Annotated in this window: 23 protein-coding genes; 6 read left to right on the top strand and 17 right to left on the bottom strand. The window is 70.8% G+C overall.

Features of this window, described 5'->3' with window-relative positions:
- Position 1: 1 nt before the first annotated feature.
- The 9 genes from ABZV77_RS17375 to ABZV77_RS17335 form a co-directional block, all read right to left on the bottom strand.
- The gene (locus ABZV77_RS17375; RefSeq protein WP_356256948.1) at positions 2-241 is read right to left on the bottom strand and encodes a hypothetical protein; all 240 of its coding nucleotides are present in this window, start codon (positions 239-241) and stop codon (positions 2-4) included.
- Positions 238-1731 carry an Asp-tRNA(Asn)/Glu-tRNA(Gln) amidotransferase subunit GatA gene (gatA, locus tag ABZV77_RS17370; protein ID WP_356256945.1) on the bottom strand — a complete coding sequence of 498 codons (1494 nt, stop codon included), beginning with the start codon at positions 1729-1731 and terminating at the stop codon, positions 238-240. The genes ABZV77_RS17375 and gatA overlap by 4 nt, the downstream gene beginning before the upstream one ends.
- 2 nt (positions 1732-1733) lie before the next feature.
- The gene (gene gatC / locus ABZV77_RS17365) at positions 1734-2030 is read right to left on the bottom strand and encodes an Asp-tRNA(Asn)/Glu-tRNA(Gln) amidotransferase subunit GatC (RefSeq protein ID WP_010984178.1); all 297 of its coding nucleotides are present in this window, start codon (positions 2028-2030) and stop codon (positions 1734-1736) included.
- Between the two features lie 124 nt (positions 2031-2154).
- Positions 2155-7206 (bottom strand): DUF11 domain-containing protein, encoded by a 5052-nt coding sequence (locus tag ABZV77_RS17360; RefSeq protein WP_356256942.1) that lies wholly within the window; start codon positions 7204-7206, stop codon positions 2155-2157.
- Between the two features lie 199 nt (positions 7207-7405).
- Positions 7406-9763, bottom strand: coding sequence for a bifunctional diguanylate cyclase/phosphodiesterase (locus tag ABZV77_RS17355; RefSeq protein ID WP_356256939.1), 2358 nt, complete (start codon positions 9761-9763; stop codon positions 7406-7408).
- 314 nt (positions 9764-10077) lie between these two features.
- The gene (gene ligA, locus ABZV77_RS17350; protein WP_356256936.1) at positions 10078-12261 is read right to left on the bottom strand and encodes an NAD-dependent DNA ligase LigA; all 2184 of its coding nucleotides are present in this window, start codon (positions 12259-12261) and stop codon (positions 10078-10080) included.
- 30 nt (positions 12262-12291) lie between these two features.
- Positions 12292-13305, bottom strand: a complete 1014-nt coding sequence (locus tag ABZV77_RS17345; protein ID WP_356256933.1) for a methionine synthase — start codon at positions 13303-13305, stop codon at positions 12292-12294.
- Positions 13302-13991 carry an SDR family oxidoreductase gene (locus tag ABZV77_RS17340; RefSeq protein WP_356256930.1) on the bottom strand — a complete coding sequence of 230 codons (690 nt, stop codon included), beginning with the start codon at positions 13989-13991 and terminating at the stop codon, positions 13302-13304. Before ABZV77_RS17340 ends, ABZV77_RS17345 begins: the two co-directional genes overlap by 4 nt.
- A 16-nt stretch (positions 13992-14007) precedes the next feature.
- On the bottom strand, positions 14008-14553 hold the full coding sequence (locus tag ABZV77_RS17335) for a TIGR00730 family Rossman fold protein (RefSeq protein WP_356256927.1): 546 nt from the start codon (positions 14551-14553) through the stop codon (positions 14008-14010).
- 62 nt (positions 14554-14615) lie between these two features.
- On the opposite strand from ABZV77_RS17335, the gene ABZV77_RS17330 reads away from it, so the two are divergent.
- Positions 14616-14945: a DUF427 domain-containing protein gene (locus ABZV77_RS17330; RefSeq protein ID WP_356256924.1), complete on the top strand. Its 330-nt coding sequence runs from the start codon at positions 14616-14618 to the stop codon at positions 14943-14945.
- 16 nt (positions 14946-14961) lie between these two features.
- Here ABZV77_RS17330 and ABZV77_RS17325 read toward each other — a convergent pair whose 3' ends face one another.
- The gene (locus ABZV77_RS17325; RefSeq protein WP_356256921.1) at positions 14962-15942 is read right to left on the bottom strand and encodes a helix-turn-helix domain-containing protein; all 981 of its coding nucleotides are present in this window, start codon (positions 15940-15942) and stop codon (positions 14962-14964) included.
- 97 nt (positions 15943-16039) lie between these two features.
- Between ABZV77_RS17325 and ABZV77_RS17320 the strand changes: the two genes are divergently transcribed.
- Positions 16040-16987 (top strand): NADP-dependent oxidoreductase, encoded by a 948-nt coding sequence (locus tag ABZV77_RS17320; RefSeq protein ID WP_356256918.1) that lies wholly within the window; start codon positions 16040-16042, stop codon positions 16985-16987.
- Between the two features lie 35 nt (positions 16988-17022).
- On the opposite strand, the gene mnmA is transcribed toward ABZV77_RS17320, so the two are convergent.
- The gene (gene mnmA, locus ABZV77_RS17315; RefSeq protein ID WP_356257646.1) at positions 17023-18153 is read right to left on the bottom strand and encodes a tRNA 2-thiouridine(34) synthase MnmA; all 1131 of its coding nucleotides are present in this window, start codon (positions 18151-18153) and stop codon (positions 17023-17025) included.
- A 67-nt stretch (positions 18154-18220) separates the two neighbouring features.
- On the opposite strand from mnmA, the gene ABZV77_RS17310 reads away from it, so the two are divergent.
- A complete protein-coding gene (locus ABZV77_RS17310) occupies positions 18221-18931 on the top strand; it encodes an N-acetylmuramoyl-L-alanine amidase (RefSeq protein ID WP_356256915.1) in 711 nt (236 codons plus the stop codon).
- Here the strand turns inward: ABZV77_RS17310 and ABZV77_RS17305 are convergent.
- From ABZV77_RS17305 to ABZV77_RS17295, 3 genes are all read right to left on the bottom strand, one after another.
- Positions 18928-20097 (bottom strand): cysteine desulfurase family protein, encoded by a 1170-nt coding sequence (locus ABZV77_RS17305; protein WP_356256912.1) that lies wholly within the window; start codon positions 20095-20097, stop codon positions 18928-18930. The genes ABZV77_RS17310 and ABZV77_RS17305 overlap by 4 nt on opposite strands.
- 48 nt (positions 20098-20145) lie before the next feature.
- On the bottom strand, positions 20146-20364 hold the full coding sequence (locus ABZV77_RS17300) for a DUF4190 domain-containing protein (RefSeq protein ID WP_356257643.1): 219 nt from the start codon (positions 20362-20364) through the stop codon (positions 20146-20148).
- A gap of 155 nt (positions 20365-20519) precedes the next feature.
- Positions 20520-20672: a hypothetical protein gene (locus tag ABZV77_RS17295; RefSeq protein ID WP_167355636.1), complete on the bottom strand. Its 153-nt coding sequence runs from the start codon at positions 20670-20672 to the stop codon at positions 20520-20522.
- A gap of 110 nt (positions 20673-20782) precedes the next feature.
- Between ABZV77_RS17295 and ABZV77_RS17290 the strand changes: the two genes are divergently transcribed.
- Together ABZV77_RS17290 and ABZV77_RS17285 are read left to right on the top strand one after the other, a co-directional pair.
- Entirely contained in the window at positions 20783-21424 is a 642-nt protein-coding gene (locus ABZV77_RS17290; protein ID WP_356256909.1) for a TetR family transcriptional regulator, read from the top strand.
- Between the two features lie 57 nt (positions 21425-21481).
- The gene (locus ABZV77_RS17285; RefSeq protein ID WP_356256906.1) at positions 21482-22324 is read left to right on the top strand and encodes an alpha/beta hydrolase; all 843 of its coding nucleotides are present in this window, start codon (positions 21482-21484) and stop codon (positions 22322-22324) included.
- Here ABZV77_RS17285 and ABZV77_RS17280 read toward each other — a convergent pair whose 3' ends face one another.
- Complete coding sequence (locus ABZV77_RS17280) at positions 22325-23212, bottom strand: thioesterase family protein (RefSeq protein WP_356256903.1); 888 nt, start codon at positions 23210-23212, stop codon at positions 22325-22327. It abuts the gene before it with no gap.
- A gap of 75 nt (positions 23213-23287) precedes the next feature.
- Entirely contained in the window at positions 23288-23962 is a 675-nt protein-coding gene (locus ABZV77_RS17275; RefSeq protein ID WP_356256901.1) for a trimeric intracellular cation channel family protein, read from the bottom strand.
- 140 nt (positions 23963-24102) lie between these two features.
- Between ABZV77_RS17275 and ABZV77_RS17270 the strand changes: the two genes are divergently transcribed.
- Positions 24103-24312, top strand: a complete 210-nt coding sequence (locus tag ABZV77_RS17270; protein ID WP_356256898.1) for a hypothetical protein — start codon at positions 24103-24105, stop codon at positions 24310-24312.
- On the opposite strand, the gene ABZV77_RS17265 is transcribed toward ABZV77_RS17270, so the two are convergent.
- The gene (locus tag ABZV77_RS17265; protein WP_356256895.1) at positions 24278-25678 is read right to left on the bottom strand and encodes a M1 family metallopeptidase; all 1401 of its coding nucleotides are present in this window, start codon (positions 25676-25678) and stop codon (positions 24278-24280) included. The two genes, ABZV77_RS17270 and ABZV77_RS17265, sit on opposite strands and share 35 nt — an antisense overlap.
- Positions 25679-25728 lie beyond the last annotated feature (50 nt).

Below are 25728 nucleotides of genomic sequence, written 5' to 3'. Positions count from 1 at the left end.
CTCAGCCCAGCAGGACGTCGTCGTCGCCGAGGCGCTTGAGCTCGCGGACGAGCAGCGCGACGCCGGTGGCGATGGCGGCAGCGGAGACGACGGCATCCACGAGACGGAGCGTGTCGTGGTCAAAGCGGGCCTTCTTGGCCTGCTTCAGCACGCTGACCGCACCGAACGCGGTGGTGCCGATCGACAGATACGTGCCGGTCTTGGACTTCTTGAAGCCCTTGGCCTTGTTCAGTGCACTCACAGCGACGGTGCCTCCTCAAGCAGCGGGTGTCCCCACTTTTCCACGAAGGCGGCCTCGACGGCAGCGCCCACCTTGTACAGGCGGTCGTCCTTCATGGCGGGGGCGATGATCTGCAGTCCGACGGGCAGGCCGTCCTCCGGCGCGAGACCGCAGGGCAGCGACATGGCGGCGTTGCCCGCCAGGTTGGTCGGGATGGTGCACAGGTCGGCGAGGTACATCGCCATCGGGTCGTCGGCCCGCTCGCCGATCGGGAACGCGGTGGTCGGCGTCGTCGGCGAGACGATCACGTCGACCTGCTCGAACGCCGCCTCGAACTCGCGGGTGATGAGCGTGCGGACCTTCTGGGCGCTGCCGTAGTACGCGTCGTAGTAGCCGGAGCTCAGCGCGTACGTACCGAGGATGACGCGGCGCTTGACCTCGTCACCGAAGCCCGCCTCGCGGGTCAGCGCGGTGACGTCCTCCGCGGACCTCGTGCCGTCGTCGCCGACGCGCAGGCCGTAGCGCATGGCGTCGAAGCGGGCGAGGTTCGAGGAGCACTCGGAGGGCGCGATCAGGTAGTACGCCGAAAGGCCCAGGTCGAACGACGGGCAGTCCAGCTCGACGACCTCGGCGCCGAGCTGCTTGAGCAGCTCCACCGACTCGTTGAAGCGCTGGACGACACCGGCCTGGTAGCCCTCACCGGAGAACTGCTTGACGACGCCCACGCGCATGCCCTGGACGGAGCCGTTGCGCGCGGCCTCGACGACCGGCGGGACCGGGGCGTCGATGGACGTCGAGTCGAGCTCGTCGTGACCGGCGATGACCTCGTGCAGCAGCGCGGCGTCGAGCACGGTGCGGGCGCAGGGGCCGCCCTGGTCGAGGCTGCTGCTGAACGCGACCATGCCGTAGCGGGACACGCCCCCGTAGGTCGGCTTGACGCCGACCGTGCCGGTGACGGCCGCGGGCTGGCGGATCGAGCCGCCGGTGTCCGTGCCGAGGGCGAGGGGGCTCTCGTACGAGGCGAGGGCGGCGGACGAGCCGCCGCCGGAGCCGCCGGGGATGCGGGTCAGGTCCCAGGGGTTGCCGGTGGGGCCGTACGCGCTGTTCTCGGTGGAGGACCCCATGGCGAACTCGTCCATGTTGGTCTTGCCGAGGATGACGACGTCGGCGGCCTTCAGGCGCTTGGTGACGGTCGCGTCGTACGGCGGGATCCAGCCCTCGAGGATCTTGGAACCGACCGTGGTCGGGATGCCCTCGGTGGTGAAGATGTCCTTGAGCGCGACCGGGACACCGGCCAGCGGGCCGAGCTTCTCGCCCCGGGCACGCTTCTCGTCGACGGCGCGGGCCTGCGCGAGGGCGCCCTCGCGGTCGACGTGCAGGAAGGCGTGCACCTTCTCGTCGACGGCGTCGATGCGGGCCAGGTGGGCCTCGGTGACCTCGACCGCGGTGAGGTCGCCGGCGGCGATCTTCGACGCGATCTCGGCCGCGGTGAGCTTGATGATGTCCGTCATGGCTAGTCCTCCCCCAGGATCTGCGGCACCTTGAAACGCTGCTGCTCCTGGGCCGGAGCGCCCGAGAGCGCCTGCTCGGGGGTGAGCGACGGACGGACCTCGTCCGCGCGCATGACGTTCGTCAGCGGCAGCGGGTGCGAGGTCGGCGGTACGTCTTGGTCGGCGACCTCCGAGACGCGGGCTACCGCGCCGATGATGTCGTCGAGCTGTCCGGCGAAGTGGTCGAGCTCCTCGGCCTTCAGCTCCAGACGTGCAAGGCGGGCGAGGTGGGCGACCTCCTCGCGCGTAATGCCAGGCATGCGGCGATCCTCAGGGGTGAGTGTGTTGGTGGTGACCCAATCCTATGGGTCACCGTCCCGTGCCCGCGAAACCCTTATCCCGGCCGCCGCCCCGATGCCCCCGGGGCGCGCGGCCGGGCGTGGGTCAGCGGCGCCTCCTCGCGGCCAGCACGAGACCGCCGCCGCCCAGCAGCAGCGCGGCGATCGCGCCGAACGCCCAGAGCCGGTCGGTGCCGGTCTCGGGGAGCACCGGCGGCGGGGGCGTCGGCACCGTGGGCGTCACGCGGCAGCCGGGCTCCGCACCGGTACGGCAGTTGCCGCCCGGCGTCGTGGAGACGACCGCGTTGCGCAGCTTTCCGTCACCCTTGCCGTCGCGGCGGACGGTGACCGAGTAGGTGACCCTCACCGTCTCCCCCGCGCCGAGCGGGCCGTTCCACTCCAGGCGGTCGCCGGACCTGCGGACGGTGCCCGCGGTGGCGCGGGCGTCACCGTTGTACGCCGCGTCGTCGAGCACCTTCGACAGGTCGTCGGTGAACGACGCACGGTCGTACCCGGCCGTCCCGGTGTTGGTGGCGGAGATCACGAACACGACCTTGCCGCCCCGCTGCACCGTGCCGCCGGGCTCGGCGATCTTGCGCAGCAGCAGTGCGCGGACCGGCGTCTCGGTGGAGCAGTCCGGGTCGATGGGCGCACGCCCGGCGCGCAGTGACCGGCCGGGCATCGGAAGCGGGCAGTTGGACTTGTCCCCGCCGGTGACCGTGTTGCGCAGCCGCTTGTCGCCGCGGGGCGGGCTGCCCACGGTGACGGAGTAGCGCACGGTCGCGACGGCGCCGACCGCCAGGTCGCCGGTCCACGTCAGACGGGGCGTGGCGAACGAGACCCGGCCGCCGCTCGCCCGCGCGTCCCGGTTGTACGTGGCGTCGTCGAGGACCCCGCCGAGGTCGTCGGTGACCTTGGCCCCGGTGTAGCGGGCGGTGCCGGTGTTGCGGATGACCAGGGTGTAGCTGACCTTGCCGCCCGCGGTGGCGGGGGACGGCGACGGCGTTGCTGTCTTGGCGATGTCGAGCCGGGGCTTGCCGCGCGGGTCGGGCTTGGGCGGCACCACGGTCTCGCAGTCCGGGTCGTCGGAACCCTTCGCGCAGTTGGAGTCGGGCACGACGACGGTGTTGGTGAGCTTCTTGTCACCCTTGAGGTGGACGGTGACCGAGTACGTGACGGTGACCTTCTCCCCCGCGGCGACATCGCCGGTCCAGGTGAGCTTCGGCCGGTCGAAGTCGACGGTGCCCGTGCTCGCCGTCGCGTCGTCGTTCCAGTCGGCGTCGTCGAGGACACCGCTGAGGTCGTCGGTGAGGGTGGCCCCGTCGTAGTCGGCCTCGCCGATGTTCTTGACCGTGACGGTGTACGTGACCTTCTTGCCCTTGGCCGCCTGCTTGACCGAGCTGGTCTTCTCGGCCTTGAGCCGCGCCAGCGGCGTCACCTTGCGGCAGTCGGGGTCGGTGGAGCCCTCGGGGCAGGTGGAGCCGTCGGGGCCGACCACGGCGTTGGTCAGCTTGCCGTCGCCCTTCGGGGGCTTGCCGACGGTGACCTTGTACGTGACGGTGACCGTCGCGCCCTTGGCCACCTTGCCGGTCCAGCGGAACTTCTTGCCCGCCTCGTCGAAGGTCGTCGTCCCCGACGTGGCGGTCACGTCGTCGTCCCACGTCGCGTCGTCGAGTACGCCCTTGAGGTCGTCGGTGAAGGCGGCGCCTTCGTAGTCCGCCTCTCCGGTGTTCTTCACGGTCACCGTGTAGGTCACCGTGCGGCCCGGCTTGGCGGCGGCGGGCGTCGCGGTCTTCTTGATCTCCAGGACGCCGACGGGGGTCTCGGAGGAGCAGTTGCCGTTCGTGCCGTCCTTCTCGCACGTCGAGTCGTCGGGGCCGACGACCGTGTTCTTCAGCTTCTTGTCGCCCTTCGGCGGCTTGCCGACGGTGACCTTGTAGGTGACGGTGACCGTCGCGCCCCCTGCCACGTCACCGGTCCAGGTGAACGCCTTCTTCGCGGCGTCGTACGCGGTCGTCCCGGAGGTCTTGGTGACGGCGTCGTTCCAGGTGGCGTCGTCGAGCACGCCGGTCAGGTCGTCGGTGAAGGTGGCGCCGTCGTACGCGGTGGTCTTCTTGTTGTGGACGGTGACGGTGTAGGTGATCACGTCGCCCGGCTCGGCGGTCTTCGCCGAGGAGGTCTTCTTGATCTCCAGGCCCGGCTCGGGCAGGACCTTGCGGCAGTCCGGATCCTTGGAGTCCGGCGGGCAGTTGGAGTCGTCGCCGGAGACCACGTTGCGCAGGTACTTGTCGCCCGCGTTGGTCACCGTGACGGTGTAGGTGACCGTGGCCTTGGCACCGACCGCCAGGTCACCGGTCCAGGTGAGCGTCTGCGCCGCCGCGTCGAAGTCCGTCGCGCCGGGGTTCGCGGTGGCGCTGTCGTCCCACGTGGCGTCGTCGAGCACGTCGGTCAGGTCGTCGGTGAAGCTGGCGCCGTCGTAATCGGCGGTGCCGGTGTTCTCGACGGTGACCGTGTACGTGATCCTGCCGCCGGTCCGCGGGGTCGCGGGCGAGGCGGTCTTCTTGATCTTCAAGGAGCGGATCTTGGTCGTCTTCGTGCAGTCCGGATCGGTGCTGTCCTGCGGGCAGTTGGACCCGTCGGGGCCGACCACGGCGTTGGCCAGCTTCTTGTCGCCCTTCGGGGGCTTGCCGACCGTCACCCGGTAGGTGACGGTGACCTTCGCGCCCTTGGCGACGTCCCCGGTCCAGGTGAACGCCTTCTTGTCGGCGTCGAAGGCGGCGCTGCCCGAGGTCTTGGTGACGACGTCGTCCCAGGAGGCGTCGTCGAGCACACCGGACAGGTCGTCGGTGAACGAGGCGTCCTTGTACGCCGCTTCGCCCGTGTTCTCGACGGTGACGGTGTACGTCACCTGGCCCCCGGGCTTCACCTCGCCCTTGCTGACGGTCTTCTTGATCTCCAGGGATCCGACGGGAGTGGACGTCCCGCAGTCGTCCTTCGTGCCGCCCGGCGGGCAGGACGAGTCGTCCGGTCCGACCACGGCGTTGGTCAGCTTCTTGTCGCCCTTCGGCGGCTTGCCGACCGTGACCGTGTAGGTGATGGTCACCTTCTTGCCCGCGGCGATGTCACCGGACCAGGTGAGCTTCTTCGTCGCGGCGCTGTAGCGCGGCTGCGTGGCCGTGCTCGCGCCGTCCGTCCTGGCCACCGCGTCGTCGCCGTACGTCGCGTCGTCCACGACGCCCGTCAGGTCGTCGGTGAGCGTGGCGTCCTTGATCTCGGCGCCTCCGACGTTCTCCGCCGTGAGCGTGTAGGTGACCTTGTCGCCCGGCTTGGCGTCCGTCTTGGAGGACGTCTTCTTGATGACGAGCCCGCCGACCGGGGTGACCGTCCCGCAGTCCGGATCCTTCGACCCCGGCGCGCAGTTGGAACCGTCCGGGCCCACGGCGGTGTTCGTCAACTTCTTGTTCCCCGGCGGCGGATCGCCCACGGTGACCGTGTAGGTGATCGTGATGGTCGCGCCCTTGGCGACGGTGCCCACGTACCGCAGCTTCTTGTCGGCGCTGCTGTAGGAGACGGTGCCGGGGGCCCGGCTGCCGTCGGCCTTCGTCGCCTTGCCGTCGAGGTTGTACCGCGCGTCGTCCACCACGTCCGTCAGGTCGTCGGTGACCGTGGCGTCCTTCCAGTCGGCCTCGCCCGCGTTGCTTACGGTGATCGTGTACGTGACCTTCTCGCCCGGCTTGGCCTTCTTCGGGGATGCCGTCTTCTTGATGTCCAGCTGGGCGACCGGCACTTCGGAGGAACAGGTGGCGTCGACGGAGTCCGCCCCGCAGTTGCTCTTCTCCGACACCGCCGAGTTCGTCAGCTTCTTGTCGCCCTTCGGCGGCTTCCCCACCTTCACCGAGTAGGTGAGGGTGACGGTGGCTCCCGCCGCGATGTCGCCCTTCCAGTTCAGCTTCTTCGTCGCCGTGCTGTAGGTGGGCTGGGCGGCTGTCTTGGCGCCTGCGGTCCTGGCCACGGCGTCGTTGTTGTACGTCGCGTCGTCGACGACACCCGAGAGGTCGTCGTTGACCTCGACACCGGAGGCGGCCCCGTCGCCGGAGTTCTTGACGGTCACCGTGTACGTGACGGTGTCGCCCGGCTTCGCGGTCTTTTTGTCGGCGCTCTTCTCGATCTCGATGTTGCTGGTCAGATCGGGCGCGACGGCGCAGCTCGCCAGGTCGGTGATGGGCCAGCTGCCGCCCCCCTCGGACTTGATCCGGCCCGTCTGGTTGTCCTGGGCGAGCCCGCCGACCTCCACGGAGACGCCCGTCTTGGGGTTCACCTTGTAGAGGTTGCCGTTGTAGTGGCCGAGGTAGACCGACCCGTTGAAGTAGGCCATGCCGTAGTTGTTGAAGCCGTTGCCCGTGCCCGCCCCGGTGATCTTGGTGACGAGCTCCACCTTCTTGGCCGCGAAGTCGATGCGGTAGAGGTAGGTGTTGCTGCCGGAGAAGACGCCCACGTACACGCCGCCGCCGTTGTCCACGAACATGTCCGGCACCAGCGTGCCGCTGCGCCACGGGGTGCCCGCCGGCGCCCAGTCGTAGATGTTCGAGTAGTTCGTGGTCGTCCCGGTGGCCAGGTCCATCGCGAAGAAGTTCTTGTACGTGCCGCCGTTCTCCGCGCCGTACAGCGTGCCGCTCTGCGGATCGGCCGTGATGCCGCCCCAGGTGTGCCCGGAGGGCGCGGTGCGGGTGGCCCCGCCCGCGATCTCGTCGGTGACGGTGCTGGTCCCCGAGACGTGCTTGTAGATCTTGTTCGTGTAGAAGTCCTGGTAGAACGCGGCGACCTTGGAGGTGTCGTCCGGGTCCTTGCCCATCGCCATGCTGGTCGACCAGTAGTCGGGCGGGCTCGACGTCTTCCGCTTGGTGATCACCGTGTTGTTGATCGTGGCGTCACCCGACGCGTCGTTGGCGAACTCCATGCCGGACCGGTAGTTGCTGTAGTAGAGGCGGTCGCAGCCGAAGGTGGAGGGGTTCTCCTCGCCTTCCACCGTCCAGGTGTCGGCGGCCGCGGATCCCGCACCGCCCAGGACGAGCCCCGATGCCAGCACCACGAGGGTGAGCAACTGGGCGAGGAGTTTCCACAACGGCGGCAAGGCGCCGCTCACACGCGATCGGGACACGGACTGGGCCCTCCGGATGATGTCGGTCTGACAACACCAAAGGGCCATAAAGTGCATTACGTAACAATGAACGAAGGCGGTTCAGCGCCCCGACAACCCATACGCGCTCCGTACGGTCATCCATACGGCGGCTCCCGGGATGCGGGCGTGCGCACGGTGCACTACCGGCGCTCCCCCACCGACGGCGGGCGGCGCGTCCCTACTGCACCGCCTGGCCCGACGGGTGCTCCGCGGGGTCCGGTGCCTCGGCGGCGCCGGAATCGCGCGCTGCCGCCGCCCGCGCCGCGGCGAGGTCGGCGGGACGCTGCCAGCCGCGCGAGCCTCGCGCCCGCAGCCACGCCGTCGTCTCCTCGGCAGGCATCGCCGCCGCGACGAGCCAGCCCTGGACCGCGTCGCACCCCAGATCCCGCAGCCGCTCCCACGTCTCGTCGTCCTCGACGCCCTCCGCGACGACGAGCAGCCCGAGCGAGTGGGCGAGGTCCACGGTGCAGCGGACGATCTCCGCGTCTTCGTTGTCGATGGCGAGGCGGGCCACGAAGGAGCGGTCGATCTTCAGCTCGCTGACCGGGAGGCGGCGCAGGTGGACCAGCGAGGAGTACCCCGTGCCGAAGTCGTCGAGCGACATCTTGACGCCGTGTCCGGTGAGCCCGGCCAGCGTGTCCGCGGCGCGCTGCGGGTCCTCCAGGAGGACGTGCTCGGTTATCTCCAACTGCAGGGCCCCGGCGGGGACTCCGTGGCGGGCGAGGCGCGCCGCGACCGCTCCCGCGAAGCCCGGGGTGTGGACGTCACGCGGCGAGACGTTGACGGCGACGGGCACCTTCAGGCCCTGGGCCTGCCACTTCGCGACCTGGCCGAGGGCGGTCTCCAGGACGTACTCCGTGAGGTGCGGCATGAGGCCGGACGACTCGGCGATGGCGATGAACTCGTCGGGCGGCACCTTGCCGCGCTCGGGGTGCACCCAGCGCACCAGCGCCTCCAGGCCCGCGACCTGGCCGTCGAAGCGGACCTTGGGCTGGTAGTGCAGCTCGACGTCGCCCGCGTCGAGCGCCCGGCGCAGGTCGCCGAGGAGGCCGAGCCGGTCGGGGGTGTTGGAGTCGCGCTTGGATTCGTAGACCTCGACGCCGGTGCGGTCCCGCTTGGCCTGGTACATCGCGACGTCCGCGCGGCGCAGGAGGCCTTCCGCGTCGAGTGCGTGGTCGGGGAAGACGGCGAGGCCCGCGCTGGCCTCCAGGACGAGGGTCAGGCCGTCGAGGTCGAGCGGGGAGCCGAGCGCGGCGACGAGCTGGCGGGCCACTCGGGTGGCCGACGTCGTGGAGTCGGCGACCGGCAGCAGGACGGCGAACTCGTCGCCGCCGAGGCGGGCGGCCTCCGCGCCGCGGGGCAGCGCGAGGCGCAGCCGGTCCGCTATCTGGAGCAGCAGGCGGTCTCCGGCGAGGTGGCCGAGGGTGTCGTTCACCGACCGGAAGCGGTCCATGTCGATCAGCATTAAGGCCGATCGCGCCCCGATCCGCTCGGCGTCGTCGAGGGCGGTCCAGGTCCGTTCGAGGAGCCACTGCCGGTTGGGCAGCCCGGTGAGCGGGTCGCGCAGCTGCTCCTCGGCCCGGGCGCGGGCGATCCAGAGGGTGGAGTCGAGGGCGACGAGCGGGATCGCGAAGAGGGGCAGCAGGATCGGCAGGGAGATCGCCACGACGCAGATCAGCGGGGCGATGCCGAGCAGTGCGATGCCGAGGAGGCCCTGTCTGACGAGGGCGGTGCGGGTGACCGTGGGCAGGGCTCCGGTGTGCGGCGCGTGGACGTACCAGAGCAGGACGCGGGTGACGACGAGATACGCGACGGCCACCAGGGCCACTTGAGGTGCGGTGTAGAGGTCCCAGGTCTCGGGGAGCCAGGGGGATTCGGCGCTCGGTGCCGTGCCGAAGGCGGCCAGGGCGAGTGCGCCCGCGCCGATGCCGAGGATGTCGACCGCGCCGTGCAGCAGCCCCTGCCGCCAGCGGTGCCTGCGCGCGACGCCGACGAGGACGACGACGGTGAGGCTGACCATGCCCGCGGGCACCCAGCCGTAGAGAAGGAGGACGGCGACGGTGAGCGCACCGCCGGAGCCCGTGCCGCCCCACCACCGGTCGCGGCCGAGCGCGACGAGGTGGCCGACGATGAGGCCGGTGAGGACGGCGAGGGACCAGCCCGCGGTGCCGGTCGGGAACAGGGCGTGGCGGCCGGTGAAGGCCTGGAAGAAACCGGCGCCGAGCAGCACGGCGGCCCCGGCGACGACCAGGAGCGGCAGCAGCGGCCAGGGGTCACGGGTGTCCTGGGCGGCCGGGGCGCCCGTCCCGGTGAGGGCGGGGACGTCGGTGCCGTGCTGCGGAGCGGCGGTCCAGGCCCGTTCGCGTGGTTCCACGGCGGTGCTCAGCGTGCAGGATCCGGAGCCCGGGGCGGGCTGGGGCATGCTGCCCGAGTCGGTGTTCGTCACGGCTCGGCGGCCGCGCAGCCAGGCTCCCGGCGCGCGCAACAGGCGCGCGCGCAGCCGTGAGTCCGGGGCGGCGCTCTCGGTCGGTTCCATTCCCGTCCCTCTCACAGCCGGCGGTGCCCACGCCATGCGGACTCGGCCCTGATGCGGCCGCGCCCTAAGATCCGTCCCCGCACTCCGCACGAGCAAGGAGATGCAGTTCTCCCGCACTCATGCCGAGCAGGGGATGCCCCCTTCCGAGCTCTTGATGAGCAGGTGATACCCCGTTCGCAGCGGGGCACGGCAGGCGCACACCTCAACAGTAGGCCGCAGAAGGCTTCCACGGGCAGCGGTCGGCTACGGTTGCCCGAATGCGACCCGGCCACCCGTATGCCTCTGGTATGCGCCGAACGGGTGGCCTTCAACCGCTACTCCTCGGTCGGAAGCGCAACTTCCCTCGCCGCGTCCGGTCCTTGTTCGAGCAGGACAGCGAAGCCTTCCTCGTTGAGAACCGGAACCTTCACCTGCATGGCCTTGTCGTACTTCGACCCGGGGTTGTCGCCGACGACGACGAAGGACGTCTTCTTGGAAACGGAACCGGTCACCTTGGCTCCGCGACTCTGCAACGCCTCTTTCGCGCCATCCCGGGTGTGGTGCTCCAGCGTGCCGGTGACGACCACCGTGAGTCCCGCGAGCGGGCGCGGTCCCTCGTCCTCGCCGCTCGCCTCCTCCTCCATGCGCACGCCGGCCTCCCGCCACTTGCGGAGGATCTCCCGGTGCCACTCCTCGGCGAACCACTGTTTGAGGGAGGCCGCAATGGTCGAGCCGACGCCCTCCACAGCGGCCAGTTCCTCCTCGGTGGCCTGATCGATGCTGTCGATGGAACGGAACTCACGGGCCAGCGCCTCGGCCGCCACCGGGCCGACGTGCCGGATCGAGAGGCCCGTGAGGATGCGGGCGAGCGGCCGGTCCTTGGCCGCCGCGATGTTCTCCAGCATGGCGAGGGAGTTCTTCTTCGCCTCGCCCTTCTGGTTGGCGAAGAAGGTGACGACCTTCTCCTCGCCGGTCTTGGGGTCGCGCTTGGGCAGGCCCGAGTCCTGGTCCAGGACGTACGACTTGATGGGGAGCAGTTCCTCGATCTTCAGGTCGAAGATGTCGCCCTCGTCGAGGATCGGCGGCTGTGCGGGCTCCAGGGGCTTGGTGAGCGCGGCCGCCGCGACGTACCCGAAGTTCTCGATGTCCAGGGACTTGCGGCCCGCGAGGTAGAAGAGACGTTCACGCAACTGGGCCGGGCACGACTGGGCGTTGGGGCAGCGGAGGTCGATGTCGCCCTCCTTCATGGGCCGCAGCGCCGTGCCGCACTCGGGGCACTCGGCGGGCATCACGAACTCCCGCTCGGTGCCGTCCCGCAGGTCCACGACGGGGCCGAGGATCTCCGGGATGACGTCGCCCGCCTTGCGGATCACAACGGTGTCCCCGATGAAGACGCCCTTCTTCTTCACCACGTCCTGGTTGTGCAGGGTCGCGAACTCGACCTCGGAACCCGCCACGGTGACGGGCTCCACCTGCGCATACGGCGTGACGCGGCCGGTGCGGCCGACGCCGACGCGGATGTTGATGAGCTTGGTGTTGACCTCCTCGGGCGCGTACTTCCAGGCGATGGCCCAGCGCGGGGCGCGCGAGGTGGAGCCGAGGCGGCCCTGCAGCGGGATCTCGTCGAGCTTGACGACGACGCCGTCGATCTCGTGCTCCACGGAGTGGCGGTTCTCTCCGAAGTACGCGATGAATTCGCGCACGCCGTCCAGGCCTTCGACGACCTTGTTGTGCTTGGCGGTGGGCAGGCCCCACTCGTGCAGCAGCTCATAGGCGTGGCTGAGGCAGTCGATGTCGAGGCCCTCGCGGGCGCCGATGCCGTGCACCACCATGTGCAGCGGCCGGGTCGCGGTGACGCGCGGGTCCTTCTGGCGCAGCGAACCCGCCGCCGCGTTCCGCGGGTTGGCGAAGGGCTTGTCGCCCGCCTCCACCAGGCGGGCGTTCAGCTCCTCGAACTTCTCCATGGGGAAGAAGACCTCGCCGCGGATCTCCACGAGGGCGGGGATCCGGTCGCCCTCCAGGCGCTGGGGGATGTCCGCGATCGTCCGGACGTTCGGCGTGATGTCCTCGCCGGTGCGGCCGTCGCCCCTGGTGGCGGCGCGGGTCAGCTTCCCGTCCTCATACGTCAGGTTGACCGCGAGGCCGTCCACCTTCAGCTCGCACAGGAGGTGGAAGTCCGGGGTGCCTGCCTCCTTGGCGACGCGCTCGGCCCAGGCGGCCAGCTCCTCGTCGTCGAACGCGTTGTCCAGGGAGAGCATGCGCTCGCGGTGCTCTACGGCGGTGAACTCCGTCTCGTACGAACCGGAGACCTTCTGGGTGGGCGAGTCGGGCGTCCGGAGCTCGGAGTGCGCCTCCTCCAGGGCTTCGAGGGAACGCAGGAGCTTGTCGAACTCGGCATCGCTGACGACCGGTTGGTCCTTCACGTAATACCGGAAGCGGTGCTCCTCGATCTGCTCGGCCAGCTGGGCATGCTGATCCCGTGCCTCGGCGGGCACAGAGCCTTGCTGTTCGACAGCCACCGTTTCGTCCTCCCGTTACGTCATACCCAATTACTCAGGGTTGTCTGCGAGCGATCTCGCCGCCCTGACGCAGTGGGCGAGCGCCGCGCGCGCATACGCGGGTGATGCGCCCGCGAGCCCGCACGACGGAGTGACCACGACCGACTCCGCGAGTGATCCCGGATTCAGCCCCAGCCTGCGCCACAACGTCCTGACACCCATGACGCTACCGGCAGGGTCTGACAATCGGCCGTCCACGCCCGGCACGACACCGACGAAGAGCTTCGTGCCCCCCTCGACCGCCTCACCGATCGTCTCGTCGTCACGCTCGGTGAGCAGCGAGAAGTCGAAGGAGATCGCGTCGGCACCTGCGCGGCGCAGCAGCGCGAACGGCACGTCGGGCGCGCACGAATGCACGACCGACGCGCCGTCGCCGTTGACGGCGAGGATGTCGCGCAGCGTGCTCTCGACGACCTGCCGGTCCACGGCACGGTGGGTGCGGTACTCGCTGGCGGTCTTGATCTGCCCGCGCAGCACGGCGATCAGCGAGGGCTCGTCGAGCTGCAGGACCACCTGGGCGCCGGGCACCCTGCGGCGCACGTCGGCGAGGTGCTCGCGCAGGCCTTCGGCGAGGGATCCTGCCAGGTCGCGGCAGGCGCCGGGGTCGGAGAGCGCGGCCTCGCCGTTCCTGAGCTCCAGGGCGGCGGCGAGCGTCCAGGGGCCGACGGCCTGGACCTTCAGCGGGCCCTGGTACCCCTGGGTGAACTCCTCCAGGGCGTCGAGGTCTTCGCCGAGCCAGGCCTTCGCCCGCCGGGTGTCGCGCCCCGGGCGGTCGCCGACGCGCCAGCCGCTGGGCTCCACGCGCGCGTACAGGTCGACGAGGAGCCCAGCGGTGCGGCCGATCATGTCGGCGCCGGGGCCGCGTGCGGGCAGCTCGGCGAGGTACGGCGTGCCCTGCTCGGGCCCCTCGAAGCTGCCGGTCACGGTCTTGGCGGCCTCGCGGGCGTCCCCGCCGGGCATGGACCCGACGCCGGTGGCCGGGCCCCAGGTGAACGCGTCGCTCATCGTCCGGGCCGCACCGTCAGGTCGTTGACCTCCGCGTCGCGCGGCAGGTCCAGGGCCATGACGATCGTCGTGGCGACCGACTCGGGGTCGATGAAGCGCGCCGCGTCGTACTCCTTGCCCTCCTGCTGGTGGACCTTGACCTGCATGGCGCTGGCCGTGCGGCCGGGGTAGACCGTGGTGACGCGGACGCCGTTGCCGTGCTCCTCGTGGCGCAGCGAGTCTGCGAGCGCCTTCAGACCGTGCTTGGAGGCGGCGTACGCGGACCAGTTGGCGCTGGCGTTGAGACCCGCGCCCGAGTTGACGAAGAGCACGTGCCCCTGGGCGAGCCGGAGTTGGGGCAGGAAGTGGCGGGTCAGCTCGGCGGGTGCGATGAGGTTGACGTTGAGCTGGTGCCGCCAGGTCTTGGGGGTGAGCTCGCCGACCGGGCCGAGGTCGACGACGCCCGCGATGTGCAGCAGGGAGTCCACGCTCGCGGGCAGCGACTGGTGCCCGAACGCCCAGGACAGCTTGTCGGGGTCGGAGAGGTCTCCGACGAGGGTGCTCGCGCCGGGGAACTGGGCGGCGAGCTCTTTGGCGCGGCCCGCGTCCCGCGCGTGCAGGACGAGGTCGTCGCCGCGTGCGTGGAGGCGGCGGGCGACGGCCGCGCCGATGCCGGAGCCCGCCCCGGTGATCACATGTGTTGCCATACCCGCCATGCTCGCATCACTGGGTGCCCGCGGACTCCTCCAGGTAGGCCAGCGCGCCCACGGGCTCCTCCGCGAAAAAGACCAGGTCGGTGAGTGGGACGGGCAGGAAGCCCTCGTCCTCCATGCGGCGGAACTGCTCCTTGAGGCCGTCGTAGAACCCCTCGGAGTTCAGCAGGACCACCGGCATGGTCTGCTTGCCGTGCTTCTTCAGCTCAAGGATCTCGGTGGCCTCGTCGAGCGTGCCGGTGCCGCCCACCATGATCACGACCGCGTCGGCCTTCTCCAGGAGCAGCGCCTTGCGCTCGGCGAGGTCGCGCGCGATCACCATCTCGTTGGGCTCGGAGACCTGCCTGGCCTTCGCCGCGAGGAAGTCGACGGAGACGCCCACGAGCCGCCCTCCGGCCTCGTCCACGCCGTCCGCCACGACCTTCATCAGACCGCTCTCGGAGCCGCCCCACACCAGCGTGTGGCCGCCCTTGCCGAGCAGTTCGGCGAATTCACGGGCCGGGCGGGTGTAGCGGTCGTCGAGGTCGGCGGCGGAGAGAAAGACGCAGATATTCATGCGCCCACGGTACGTTCCGTCCCTGAAGGCACTCTCAAAGCACTCGCCGAGGAGGGCACGACATGACCAACGGGCATCAGATCACCGTCGAGAAGGGCACCGACCACGTGCGCGTGGTGCACGACGGGCAGGTCGTGGCGGAGAGCAGCAGCCCGCTGCTGCTGCGCGAGACGGGGTACCCGGTCCGGTACTACCTCCCTCCGGAGGACGTCCGCACGGATCTGCTGACGTCGTCGGAGACCACCACGTACTGCCCCTTCAAGGGAACGGCCTCCTACTGGTCGCTGCCGGGGGCGGCGGACACGGTGTGGGCGTACCCGGAGCCGAAGGCGGCCGTGGCCGGGATCAAGGACCACTTCTGCTTCTACGAAGCAGAGGTCACCGAGGCGTAGGTCACCGAAGCAGAGGTCACGACGCAGCCGTGAACGTCCGCCGGTAGGCCGCCGGTGAGACGCCCAGCACGGCACGCATGTGCTGGCGCAGGGAGTTGCCGGTGCCGAACCCGGACCGGTGGGCGACCACGTCCACGGGCAGGTCGCTCGACTCCAGGAGCTGCCGGGCGAGTTCGATGCGCTGGGCGGTCAGCCAGCGGCCGGGCGGCATGCCGACCTCTTCCTGGAAGCGGCGGGTGAAGGTCCGCAGGCTCATGCGCGCGTGGGCGGCCAGTTCGCCGAGGGGCAGCGGTTCCTGGAGCCGTTCGAGCGCCCACACGCGCGTGGCGGCCGTCGTGGCGAGCGTGGGCTCGGGGACGGGCCGCTCGATGTACTGGGCCTGCCCGCCCTCGCGCCAGGGCGGCACGACGCAGAAGCGGGCGGCGCGGTGGGCCACCGCGCTGCCGTGGTCGCGGCGCAGCAGGTGCAGACAGAGGTCCACGCCCGCACCGACGCCCGCCGCCGTCAGGACGTCGCCGTCGTCCACGAAGAGGACGTTCTCGTCGAGGGCGACCCTGGGGAAGGCGCGCCGGAAGTGGTCGGCCTCCTTCCAGTGCGTGGTCGCGGGGCGCCCGTCGAGCAGCCCGGCGGCCGCGAGGACGTACGACGCGGTGCAGAACGACACCCATCGCGTGCCGGGCCTGACGCGGGCGAGGGCCGCCGCGAGCGGCTCGGGCAGGACGCCGTCCGTGGTGCCGCCGCAGAGCCGGTCCGTGGGCGGGATGACCACCGTGTCCGCCGCGGCCAGCGCCTCCGGGCCGTGCGCCGCCATCACCTGGAACCCGGCGTCGGTCCGCACCGGCCCGCCGTCCACGGTGCAGACGACGACGTCGTACAGCGGGTGCCCCTCGGCGTCCTCGGCGGCTCCGAAGATCCGCGGGGGGATGCCCATCTCAAAGGCGTACACGCCGTCCAGGGCGAGGACTGCCACCCGGTGCCGTCTGCTCTTCGAAGCCATGGCCGAATCCTGTCACATGATGGCCAAACTGCCAGCACCGTGATCGGCCGCTCCGCCGCACTCTTGGTCCCACCAGCCCTTTTGCAACAGAAGGACCATGACCAGGAAGATGCGTGCCGTCACCCCCCGCGCCTGGGGCGCCCCCGAGAACCTGGTCCCGGTCGAGGTCGACCGCCCCGAGCCCGGACTGACCGAGATCCTGGTCCGGGTCCACGCGGCGGGCGTCAACCCCGTCGACTGGGAGATCCGCGCGGAGGGCGCCTTCGGCAGCTGGGGAGAGACCCCGATCCTCGGGTACGACGTGTCGGGCGTCGTCGAGGAGGTCGGCCCCGGGGTGACCCTGTACCAGCCCGGGGACGCGGTGTTCGGCATGCCCCGCTTCCCCGAGCAGACGGGCGGCTACGCCGAGTTCGTCGCGGCGCCCGCCCGGCGCTTCGCCCCCAAGCCCGCGGGCATCGGCCACGAGGAGGCCGCCGCACTGCCGCTCGCCGCGCTCACCGCCTGGCAGGGAATGATCGAGACGGCCGGGCTCCGTGCCGGGCAGCGCGTGCTGATCCACGCGGCGGCGGGCGGCGTCGGCCACCTCGCCGTGCAGATCGCCAAGGCGCACGGCGCGTACGTCATCGGCACCGCGCGCGAGGAGAAGCACGACTTCCTGCGCTCGCTCGGCGCGGACGAGCTGATCGACTACACGGTGACGGACTTCTCCGAAGCCGTGCGGGACGTGGACGTGGTCCTGGACGGCGTCGGCGGCGCCTACGGAGACCGCTCCCTGCCCGTGCTGCGGCGCGGCGGCCACCTGGTCACGCTGCCCGACCCGGGCGGCCTGCCGGACCCCGAGCGGGCCGCGGAGCTCGGCGTGCACACCGGGTGGACGGTCGTCGAGCCCGACCGTCTTGCCCTCCTTGAGATCGCGCGCCTGGTCGACGAGGGCAAGCTCCGCGTCGAGATCAACACGGTGCTGCCCCTGGAGGAGGCCGCCAAGGCGCACGCGCAAGGCGAGCTGGGCCGCACCCAGGGCAAGATCGTGCTCCAGGTCGCGTAGCCGCGTGGCTCCCTGTGGGGCTAAGGCGACAGGCCCTAGACCGCCGCCGTGGCGCGGTCCGTCGTCGCGATCGTCGCCGAGCCGACCACGCGCGTGCCGTCGTACAGCACGATCGCCTGGCCGGGGGCGACGCCGCGCACGGGCTCGGTGAACGAGACGTTCAGGGTGCCGTCGACGAGCTCGGCGGTCACCTCCGTCTCGCCGCCGTGGGCCCGCAGCTGCGCCGTGTACGTGCCGGGCCCGGAGGGGGCGGCTCCGCACCAGCGGGGCTTGATGGCGGTCAGTCCGGTCACGTCCAGGGCGGCGGCGGGGCCGACCGTGACGGTGTTGTTCACCGGGGAGATGTCCAGGACGTAGCGCGGCTTGCCGTCGGGGGCGGGGGTGCCGATCCGCAGGCCCTTGCGCTGGCCGATCGTGTAGCCGAACGCACCCTCGTGGCTGCCGAGGACCGCCCCGGACTCGTCCACGATGTCGCCCTCCGCCTTGCCCAGGCGGGAGGCGAGGAAGCCCTGGGTGTCGCCGTCGGCGATGAAGCAGATGTCGTGGCTGTCGGGCTTCTTGGCGACGGCGAGTCCGCGGCGCTCGGCCTCGGCGCGGATCTCCTCCTTGGTGGTGACCGTGTCGCCCAGGGGGAACATCGCGTGGGCGAGCTGCCTGTCGTCGAGCACCCCGAGCACGTAGCTCTGGTCCTTCGCCATGTCGGAGGCGCGGTGCAGCTCGCGGGTGCCGTTCTCGTCGACGATCACCTGCGCGTAGTGGCCGGTGACGACCGCGTCGAAGCCGAGGGCGAGGGCCTTGTCCAGGAGCGCGGCGAACTTGATCTTCTCGTTGCAGCGCAGGCACGGGTTGGGGGTGCGGCCCGCCTCGTACTCGGCGATGAAGTCCTCGACCACGTCCTCACGGAACCGCTCGGCGAGGTCCCACACGTAGAACGGGATGCCGATGACGTCCGCGGCGCGGCGGGCGTCGCGCGAGTCCTCGATGGTGCAACAGCCCCGCGCGCCCGTGCGGAACGACTGGGGGTTGGCCGAGAGCGCGAGATGCACTCCCGTCACGTCGTGCCCGGCTTCGGCCGCGCGGGCGGCGGCGACGGCGGAGTCCACGCCGCCGGACATGGCGGCGAGGACACGGAGGGGACGCTGGGGGCGCTGCGGGGTCTCGGTCAAAGTCATAGCTCTAACAGAGTACGGGGCGACGGGAACCGCACGCCCGTGAGTAAGCGTTGACGATCACATGGGGGAAGCTGAGCAGAAGCCGCAGGGGCGCCGGGGCATCGACCGGCGCACCCTGCTGATCGGCGGCGCAGCGGCGGCCGCCGGCACCGTCGTGCTCGCCAGGGACGAGCTCGGCCGGTTGTGGTGGCGGCTGCCCGGCGTGGTCAAGAAGCGCAAGGAGGGCGAGGTCGACGCCCCGGGCGTGCAGTGGATCGCCGCGTCGGACTACAACTGGCGCAGGGCGGACCGCCCCGACGACTACAAGATCGACCGCGTCGTCATACACGTGGTGCAGGGCGGGTACCAGACGGCGCTGCGCGTCTTCAAGGACCCGTCCCACGGCGCCGCCGCGCACTACGTGGTGCGCAAGGACGGCCACATAGCGCAGATGATCCGCGAGCTGGACGTGGCGTTCCACGCGGGCAACAAGAGCTACAACGAACGCAGCATCGGCATCGAGCACGAGGGCTTCGTCGACAAGAAGTCGTCGTTCACCGACGCGATGTACGCGGCGTCGGCGCGGCTCACCGCCGGTATCTGCAGGCGGTACGACATCCCGGTGGACCGCGAGCACATCGTGGGCCACGTGGAGGTGCCCGGCACGGACCACACGGACCCGGGGCCCTACTGGGACTGGGACCGGTACATGCGCCTGGTCCGGAAGGAACGGGACAAGCCGCAGAGACCCGAGAAGCCCACGGGCTCCCCGAGTCCCACGAAGAAGACCTAGCTCAGCCCCGCCGTCCGCGCCCGGTCCACCGCCGGGCCGATCGCCGCCGCCACCGCGTCGACGTCCGCCTTCGTCGACGTATGGCCGAGCGAGAAGCGCAGGGTGCCGCGGGCCAGGTCGGGATCGGTGCCGGTGGCGAGCAGGACGTGGCTGGGCTGGGCGATGCCCGCCGTGCACGCGGAGCCGGTGGAGCACTCGATGCCCTGTGCGTCGAGGAGCAGCAGCAGGGAGTCGCCCTCGCAGCCGGGGAACGTGAAGTGCGCGTTGGCGGGCAGTCGGCCCTCCGGGTACGGGTCGCCGCCGAGGATCGCCTCGGGGACCGCCGCGCGGACGGCGGTGACCAGGTCGTCGCGGAGTGCGCCGATCTCGGCGGCGAACTGCTCGCGGTGCGCCGCGGCGTGCTCCCCCGCGACGGCGAACGCCGCGATGGCGGGCACGTCCAGCGTCCCCGAGCGCACGTGCCGCTCCTGGCCGCCGCCGTGCAGCACGGGCACGGGGGTGTACTCACGGCCGAGGAGCAGCGCGCCGATGCCGTAGGGCCCGCCGATCTTGTGACTGGAAACGGTCATGGCGGCGAGCCCGGATGCGGCGAAGTCGACGGGGATCTGGCCGTAGGCCTGGACGGCGTCGGCGTGCAGCGGGACGTCGAACTCCTGGGCGACGTCGGCCAGTTCCCGGATCGGCTGGATGGTGCCGATCTCGTTGTTGGCCCACATGACGGTGGCCAGGGCGACGTCGTCGGGGTTGCGCGCGATGGCTTCGCGGAGGGCTTCCGGATGCACACGGCCGTGCGTGTCCACCGGCAGGTATTCGACGGTGGCGCCCTCGTGCTCGCCGAGCCAGTGCACGGCGTCGAGGACGGCGTGGTGCTCGACGGGGCTGGCGAGCAGCCGGGTGCGGGCCGGTTCCGCATCGCGCCGCGCCCAGTAGAGCCCCTTCACGGCGAGGTTGTCCGCCTCGGTGCCGCCGGACGTGAAGACGGTTTCGCTGGGTCGGGCGCCGAGCGACTCGGCGAGTGTCTCGCGGGCCTCCTCGACGGTGCGTCGCGCCCGGCGCCCCGCCGCGTGCAGCGAGGAGGCGTTGCCGGTGACGGCGATCTGCGCGGTCATCGCCGCGATCGCCTCCGGGAGCATCGGAGTGGTCGCTGCGTGGTCGAGGTAGGCCATGGTGCGCACGATTCTACGAGTCGTGCGGGGCCCTTCGCCCCGGTGGTATCAGCCTGCGAGACCCCACGACAGGGTGTTGTCCGCCGAGACGAGCGCGGCGAGGACGACGAGGTCGGCCACGCCGAGCCCGAGTCCGAGCAGTGCGCGGCCCTTGCGGGCGGTGCCGCGCCACAGCGCGATGCCCGCGAGGACGATCGCGACGGGCCCGAGGAAGAGGTTCAGGACGAGCAGTCCGAGCAGGCCGAGGACGAAGGAGGCGACGGCCATGCCGTCGGTGTCCCGCCGCCCGGTGGGCCGGGTCTCCTCGACGCGGACGGGGGCCGTGGCCTGGGGAGCGGTGTGGGGACGGGGGCGGGTTGCGGTGCTTTCCATGGTGCGACTCCTGGCAGGTGGAGGTGTGACCGACGGCGCAGGGGGGTGGCTCAGCGGTGCCGGGCGCGGCGCTCACGCACCGCGAAGACCGCGAGCCACACACCGATCACGACGGCGGCGACGAGGCTGACCGGCAGCGGGGCGTGCGCCACGGAACCCATGGCGACACCCAGCAGCAGTAGGGCGGCGACAAGGAAGAGCATGTGATCCCTCTCGATTCGGTGAACGCTTGTGGTAACAGTTGTTCACTGACTCTGGAGTCTACTCCCTCTCCGGCTTTCAAAAGTCGGAGAACAGTTGTTAACTGCATGGCATGAGTCACACCCTCGGCATCCGGCAGGCCCAGAAGCAGAAGACCCGGCAGGCGCTCCTCGACGCGGCCCTCCAGCTGCTCGAGGAGCAGAGCCTCAGCAGCCTGGGCCTGCGCGAGGTCACCCGCGCCGTGGGCGTCGCCCCCACCGCCTTCTACCGGCACTTCCGCGACACCGCCGACCTGGGCGTGACCCTGGTCGAGGAGACGCTCGGCAGCCTGCACACGACGCTCGCCGCGATGCTGGCGTCGGAGACCGGCGACAGCGAGCAGCGCATCGCGGGCACGGTCGAGTTGATAGCCGGATACGTCCACGCCCACCCCGCCCACGTCCGCTTCATCGCCCGCGAGCGGCACGGGGGCGTGCGGGCGGTGCGGGACGCGATCGGCGCCCAACTGGACCTGTTCGCGCGGGAGGTGGCGGAGCAGTTCGCCCAGGAGGCGCCGACGTCGCAGTGGACCGAGGACGACCTCCTCATGCTGGCGGGGATGTACGTCGACCACATGGTGATGACCGCGTCGTCCTTCCTGGACGCGGGCCCCGGGACGGCGGAGGAGGCACGGGTGGCGGACGTCGCCCGCAGACAGCTGCGCCTGGTGGGCCTGGGCCGCATGCACTGGCAGGACGAGCGGGACGAGCACTGACACCACTCGACGCCCGACACTCGACGCGAGCCGTAAGGAGCTACTAGCCTTACGGTCATGACAGCCGTACGGGATTCCTGGGTCCTCGACCAGACCTTCGCCAGCTCCTCCGGGGACGTGCGCTGGGCCGCCCTGGGACCGGCCGACGCCCCGCCCGTCGTCCTCGTCCACGGCACGCCGTTCTCGTCGTACGTCTGGCGCGGCATCGCCCGCTCCCTGTCCCGCGAACACCGCGTGTACGTCTGGGACCTGCCGGGGTACGGCGCCTCGGAGATGCGGGCCGGACAGGACGTCTCGCTCGCCGCGCAGGGCCGGGTCCTCACCGAGCTCCTCGCCCACTGGGGCCTGGACCGCCCCGCCGTCGTGGCCCACGACTTCGGCGGCTGCGTCTCCCTGCGCGCACACCTGCTGCACGGCGCCCGCTACGAACGCCTCGCCCTCGTCGACCCGGTGGCGCTCGCCCCCTGGGGCTCCCCCTCGTACCGGCTGCTCGGCGAGAACGCCGACGTCTACGCCCAGCTGCCGCCCGCGCTGCACCGGGCCATGATCCGCGAGTACATCGCCTCGACGAGCCCGCGCGGACTGCATCCGGCCGTGCTCGACCGCCTCGTGGAGCCCTGGTGCACGACGGAGGGGCAGGCCGCCTTCTACCGGCAGATCGCACAGAACGACCAGCGGTTCACCGACGAGATCCAGGGCCGGTACGGCGAACTGGAGCTGCCCGTCCTGATCTGCTGGGGCACGGAGGACCCCTGGATCCCCGTGGCCAGGGGCAAGGAGCTGGCGGGTCTCGTCCCCGGCGCCGAGCTGCGCCTGATCGAGGGCGCGGGACACCTCGTACAGGAGGACGCCCCCGCGGAGCTCGCGGGCGAACTCACCCGCTTCCTCCGGACGACCTAGTCAGCCAAGGCGGGCCCGTGCCAGCTGGCGCGACTGGGCCACCAGACGGTCCTCGCTGTCCCAGACCTCGGCGTCCTCCTCCAGGAAGCCGCCCGCGAGATTGCGGGTGGTGATCGAGACGCGCAGCGGGCCGGGGGCCGGGCGGTGGCGGACGTGGACCGTCAGCTCCACGGTCGGCACCCAGCCGGTCAGGCCCATCTCGAAGGCGGTCGGCGGCAGCGCGTCGACGGCGAGCAGCAGCGAGAGCGGGTCCGCGTCGCGGCCGTCCGCGAGACCGAACCAGGCCCGCATCTCGCCCTTGCCGGACGGCTGCCCGAGTGCCCAGCCGAGGGTGGCCGGGTCGAGCTTGAGGAAGAGGCGGTCCGCGATGGCCGAACTGCCGGGCACCGGCCGGTGGTCGGGGGCGTCCTGCGCGCCGAAGCACTGGTCGAGCGGCGGGATGGCGGGCGGCGTGGCCGTGGTGCGCACGTCGTCGGGGAGCGCGTCGAGGTCGCCGTACGAGGCGAGCACGCGGATCCGCTCGACCTCGCGCCCCTCCTCGTCGTACTGGAAGAGCGAGGCCTGTCCGGTGGAGAGCGAACGGCCGCCGCGGACCACGTCCGTGCGGATGACGGCGGGGCCGGGGCTCGACGCGGTGAGGTAGTGCGCCGAGACGGTGAAGGGGTCGGCGTGCGGGAGGGCGTCGGCGAGGGCGCGGCCGATGACGGCGAGGAGATAGCCGCCGTTGACGGCGCTGATGATCGTCCAGCCTGCGGACAGTTCGGTGTCGTAGACGCCGGGTTCGCGCCGGGTCACCGCGGTGTCGCGGTCGAACTCGCTGTCGCCGATGCTCGCGGGCGCCGCCGTCGGAGATGGGGCTGCCGATGCCGCCGATGCTGCCGTTGCCATGCCAGCAACGTACAACAGGAAACTACTGAGCGGTAGCTTTTTCTTCCGGCTCCAGGATTCCAGGACCCCAGACCCCTAAGGCGTCTCCTCCGCCTCCGCCTCCACCGCCGTGGACCGGCGGTTCCAGGCCCGTGGCGCCCGCCAGTGGTAGCGCATCGCGAGCAGCCGCAGGGTGAACGCCGTCACGACCGCGATGCTGCTGGTCACGGCCGTCAGCTGCTCGTAGTGGATGCACAGGGCGACCATCGTGGCGCCCACGATCGCGGGGACCGCGTACAGGTCGCGGTCCCAGCGGACCAGCGAGGGCACCTCGTTGGCGACGATGTCGCGGAGGACACCGCCGCCCACCGCGGTCATCAGGCCCAGGGTGGCCGACGCGGTGAGGCCGAGCCCGTAGTCGTACGCCTTGGTCGTGCCCGTCACACAGAACAGGCCGAGGCCCGCCGCGTCGAAGACGTTCACCGCGAGCTGGGTGCGCTCCACCTCCGGGTGCAGGAAGAAGACCAGGAGGGCCGCGAAGAGCGGAGTGATGAAGTAGCCGAGGTCGGTGAAGGCGGCCGGTGGGACCGCCCCGATGACCAGGTCACGGAAGACCCCTCCGCCCAGCGCGGTGACCTCGGCGAGGACGGCGATGCCGAAGACGTCGAAGTTCTTGCGCACGGCGAGCAGCGCGCCGGAGATCGCGAAGACGAAGATCCCCACGATGTCGAGCGAGTGCTGGACGGAGGGCGTGAACAGATCCAGGAGCACGCGCCATTCTTACCCGTGACCGCGGCGGCCTCTCTCCGACCTTCACCGCGATTTGAGGGTTGTGGGGGTCCGGCGGCCGCCCAGCAGGGCCTCATGGCTCCAAAAGCCTCACAAAGGAGTTCAATGACACGCTTGAAGCCATGAGATTCCTGTTGGAGATCGACATGGGCGAGACGGCGTTCGAAGGGCAGGCCGCCGACGAGCTGGGCCGGATCCTGCGGTACTGGGGCGGCAACCTGCGGCACTACGCGCTGGAGCCCGGCGCCGGAGAGGCGGTGTACGACTCCGCGTACCGCGAGGTCGGCGCCTGGCGGATCACCGCGAAGGAAGCGCCGGCTTCCCCTTCGTGAAGAGCCAGGTGTCGAAGAGCGCGTCGAGCTGCTCGCCGGAGATCTTCTCGGCGAGCCGCACGAAGTCGGCGGTGGTCACGTTCCCGTTCCTGTGCTGCTTCGTCCAGGCCTTGAGGAGCTTGAAGAAGTCCTCGTCGCCGATGCGCTCCCTGAGCACCTGGAGCGTCATCGCGCCACGCTGGTAGACGGCGGAGGCGAACATGGTGTCGCGCTGCGGGTCGCCGACGACGATCTGCCAGAAGGCCGAGTCGGCGGGGCGCGAGTTGTAGCCCGCGAGGAAGGCGTCGTGGGCGGTCTGGGTGCCCTTGTGCTCGCTCCACAGCCACTGGGAGTAGGTCGCGAAGCCCTCGTTGAGCCAGATGTGGTTCCACTTCTCGACCGACACCGAGTCGCCGAACCACTGGTGGGCGAGCTCGTGGGCGATGGTCGACTCGCTGCGGATCGCGGAGTACACCGGCTTGGTCTGGGTCTCCAGGGAGAAGCCCGCCTGCGGCATGTCGTCGACGATCGCGCCGGTCTCCTCGAAGGGGTAGGGGCCGAAGACCTTCGACCAGTAGTCGGTGACCTCGGCCGTGACGCCGTACACGTCGACGTTGTTGCTGTTCTCCAGGACGGGGTCGATGGCGACGTAGATCGGGGTCCCGCCCGGGGTCGTGCCCTTCTTCACGTCGAACTTGCCGATGGTGGTGGTCGCGAGATAGGTCGCCATGGGCGTGGACTCGCGCCAGTGGGCGACGGTCTGGCCGTCCTTGTCGTACGTGCCGACGAGGCGGCCGTTGGAGACCCCGGTCAGGCCCTTGGGCGCCTTGATGCGGATGTCGAAGGTTGCCTTGTCGGAGGGGTGGTCGCTGGACGGGAACCAGGTGGACGCGGCGTTCGGCTCGCAGGCCACGAAGACGCCGTCGGCGGTCTTCATCCAGCCGTAGTCGGAGCCGAAGACGATGGGGCCGCTGAGCGGTTCGGGCACGCCGCCGTAGGTGACCGTGACCGTGAAGTTCTTGTTCTTGCCCAGGGCTTCGCGCGGCGTGACGCGGATCTCGTCGCCGGTCCGCGTGAACTCGGCGCGTCTGCCGTTCACTTCGATCCGGGTGACCGTCAGCTTCTGCAGGTCGAGGTCGAAGGACGACAGGTTCTGGGTGGCGCGCGCGGTGATGGTGGTGCGGCCGTCGAGGCGGTCGGTGTCGGGGTTGTAGGCGACGTCGAGACCGTAATGGCGTACGTCGAAGCCGCCGTTGCCGAGCTGGGGGAAGTACGGGTCGCCGACGCCGTCGGAGCCGGGGTGGGGCGCGGGGGCCGCGGCGATCAGGCAGAACGAGAGCGCCGCGGTCGCGAGCGCGCCCAGACGTGCCGAACGGGAGAGTGCCATGAGTCTTCCCTTCGAACGCGTTCCGATGGGGTGTCCGTTGAATCGGACAC

It is taken from the genome of Streptomyces sp. NPDC004732, assembly GCF_040609235.1.
Taxonomy (GTDB): domain Bacteria; phylum Actinomycetota; class Actinomycetes; order Streptomycetales; family Streptomycetaceae; genus Streptomyces.
The sequence above is the reverse complement of the archived record's forward strand: the minus strand, read 5'-3'. Positions and strand labels throughout refer to the sequence as shown.

Coding starts and splice junctions, on each gene's coding strand:
- ABZV77_RS17285 (WP_356256906.1), top strand. CDS start 21,482: ATGACAGCCGTACGGGATTCCTGGGTCCTCGACCAGACCTTCGCCAGC.
- ABZV77_RS17310 (WP_356256915.1), top strand. CDS start 18,221: ATGGGGGAAGCTGAGCAGAAGCCGCAGGGGCGCCGGGGCATCGACCGG.
- ABZV77_RS17290 (WP_356256909.1), top strand. CDS start 20,783: ATGAGTCACACCCTCGGCATCCGGCAGGCCCAGAAGCAGAAGACCCGG.
- gatC (WP_010984178.1), bottom strand. CDS start 2,030: ATGCCTGGCATTACGCGCGAGGAGGTCGCCCACCTCGCCCGCCTTGCA.
- ABZV77_RS17345 (WP_356256933.1), bottom strand. CDS start 13,305: ATGAGCGACGCGTTCACCTGGGGCCCGGCCACCGGCGTCGGGTCCATG.
- ABZV77_RS17340 (WP_356256930.1), bottom strand. CDS start 13,991: ATGGCAACACATGTGATCACCGGGGCGGGCTCCGGCATCGGCGCGGCC.
- ABZV77_RS17295 (WP_167355636.1), bottom strand. CDS start 20,672: ATGCTCTTCCTTGTCGCCGCCCTACTGCTGCTGGGTGTCGCCATGGGT.
- ABZV77_RS17270 (WP_356256898.1), top strand. CDS start 24,103: ATGAGATTCCTGTTGGAGATCGACATGGGCGAGACGGCGTTCGAAGGG.
- ABZV77_RS17335 (WP_356256927.1), bottom strand. CDS start 14,553: ATGAATATCTGCGTCTTTCTCTCCGCCGCCGACCTCGACGACCGCTAC.
- ABZV77_RS17355 (WP_356256939.1), bottom strand. CDS start 9,763: ATGGAACCGACCGAGAGCGCCGCCCCGGACTCACGGCTGCGCGCGCGC.
- ABZV77_RS17265 (WP_356256895.1), bottom strand. CDS start 25,678: ATGGCACTCTCCCGTTCGGCACGTCTGGGCGCGCTCGCGACCGCGGCG.
- ABZV77_RS17305 (WP_356256912.1), bottom strand. CDS start 20,097: ATGGCCTACCTCGACCACGCAGCGACCACTCCGATGCTCCCGGAGGCG.
- gatA (WP_356256945.1), bottom strand. CDS start 1,731: ATGACGGACATCATCAAGCTCACCGCGGCCGAGATCGCGTCGAAGATC.
- ABZV77_RS17300 (WP_356257643.1), bottom strand. CDS start 20,364: ATGGCCGTCGCCTCCTTCGTCCTCGGCCTGCTCGGACTGCTCGTCCTG.
- ABZV77_RS17330 (WP_356256924.1), top strand. CDS start 14,616: ATGACCAACGGGCATCAGATCACCGTCGAGAAGGGCACCGACCACGTG.
- ABZV77_RS17320 (WP_356256918.1), top strand. CDS start 16,040: ATGACCAGGAAGATGCGTGCCGTCACCCCCCGCGCCTGGGGCGCCCCC.
- ABZV77_RS17280 (WP_356256903.1), bottom strand. CDS start 23,212: ATGGCAACGGCAGCATCGGCGGCATCGGCAGCCCCATCTCCGACGGCG.
- ABZV77_RS17325 (WP_356256921.1), bottom strand. CDS start 15,942: ATGGCTTCGAAGAGCAGACGGCACCGGGTGGCAGTCCTCGCCCTGGAC.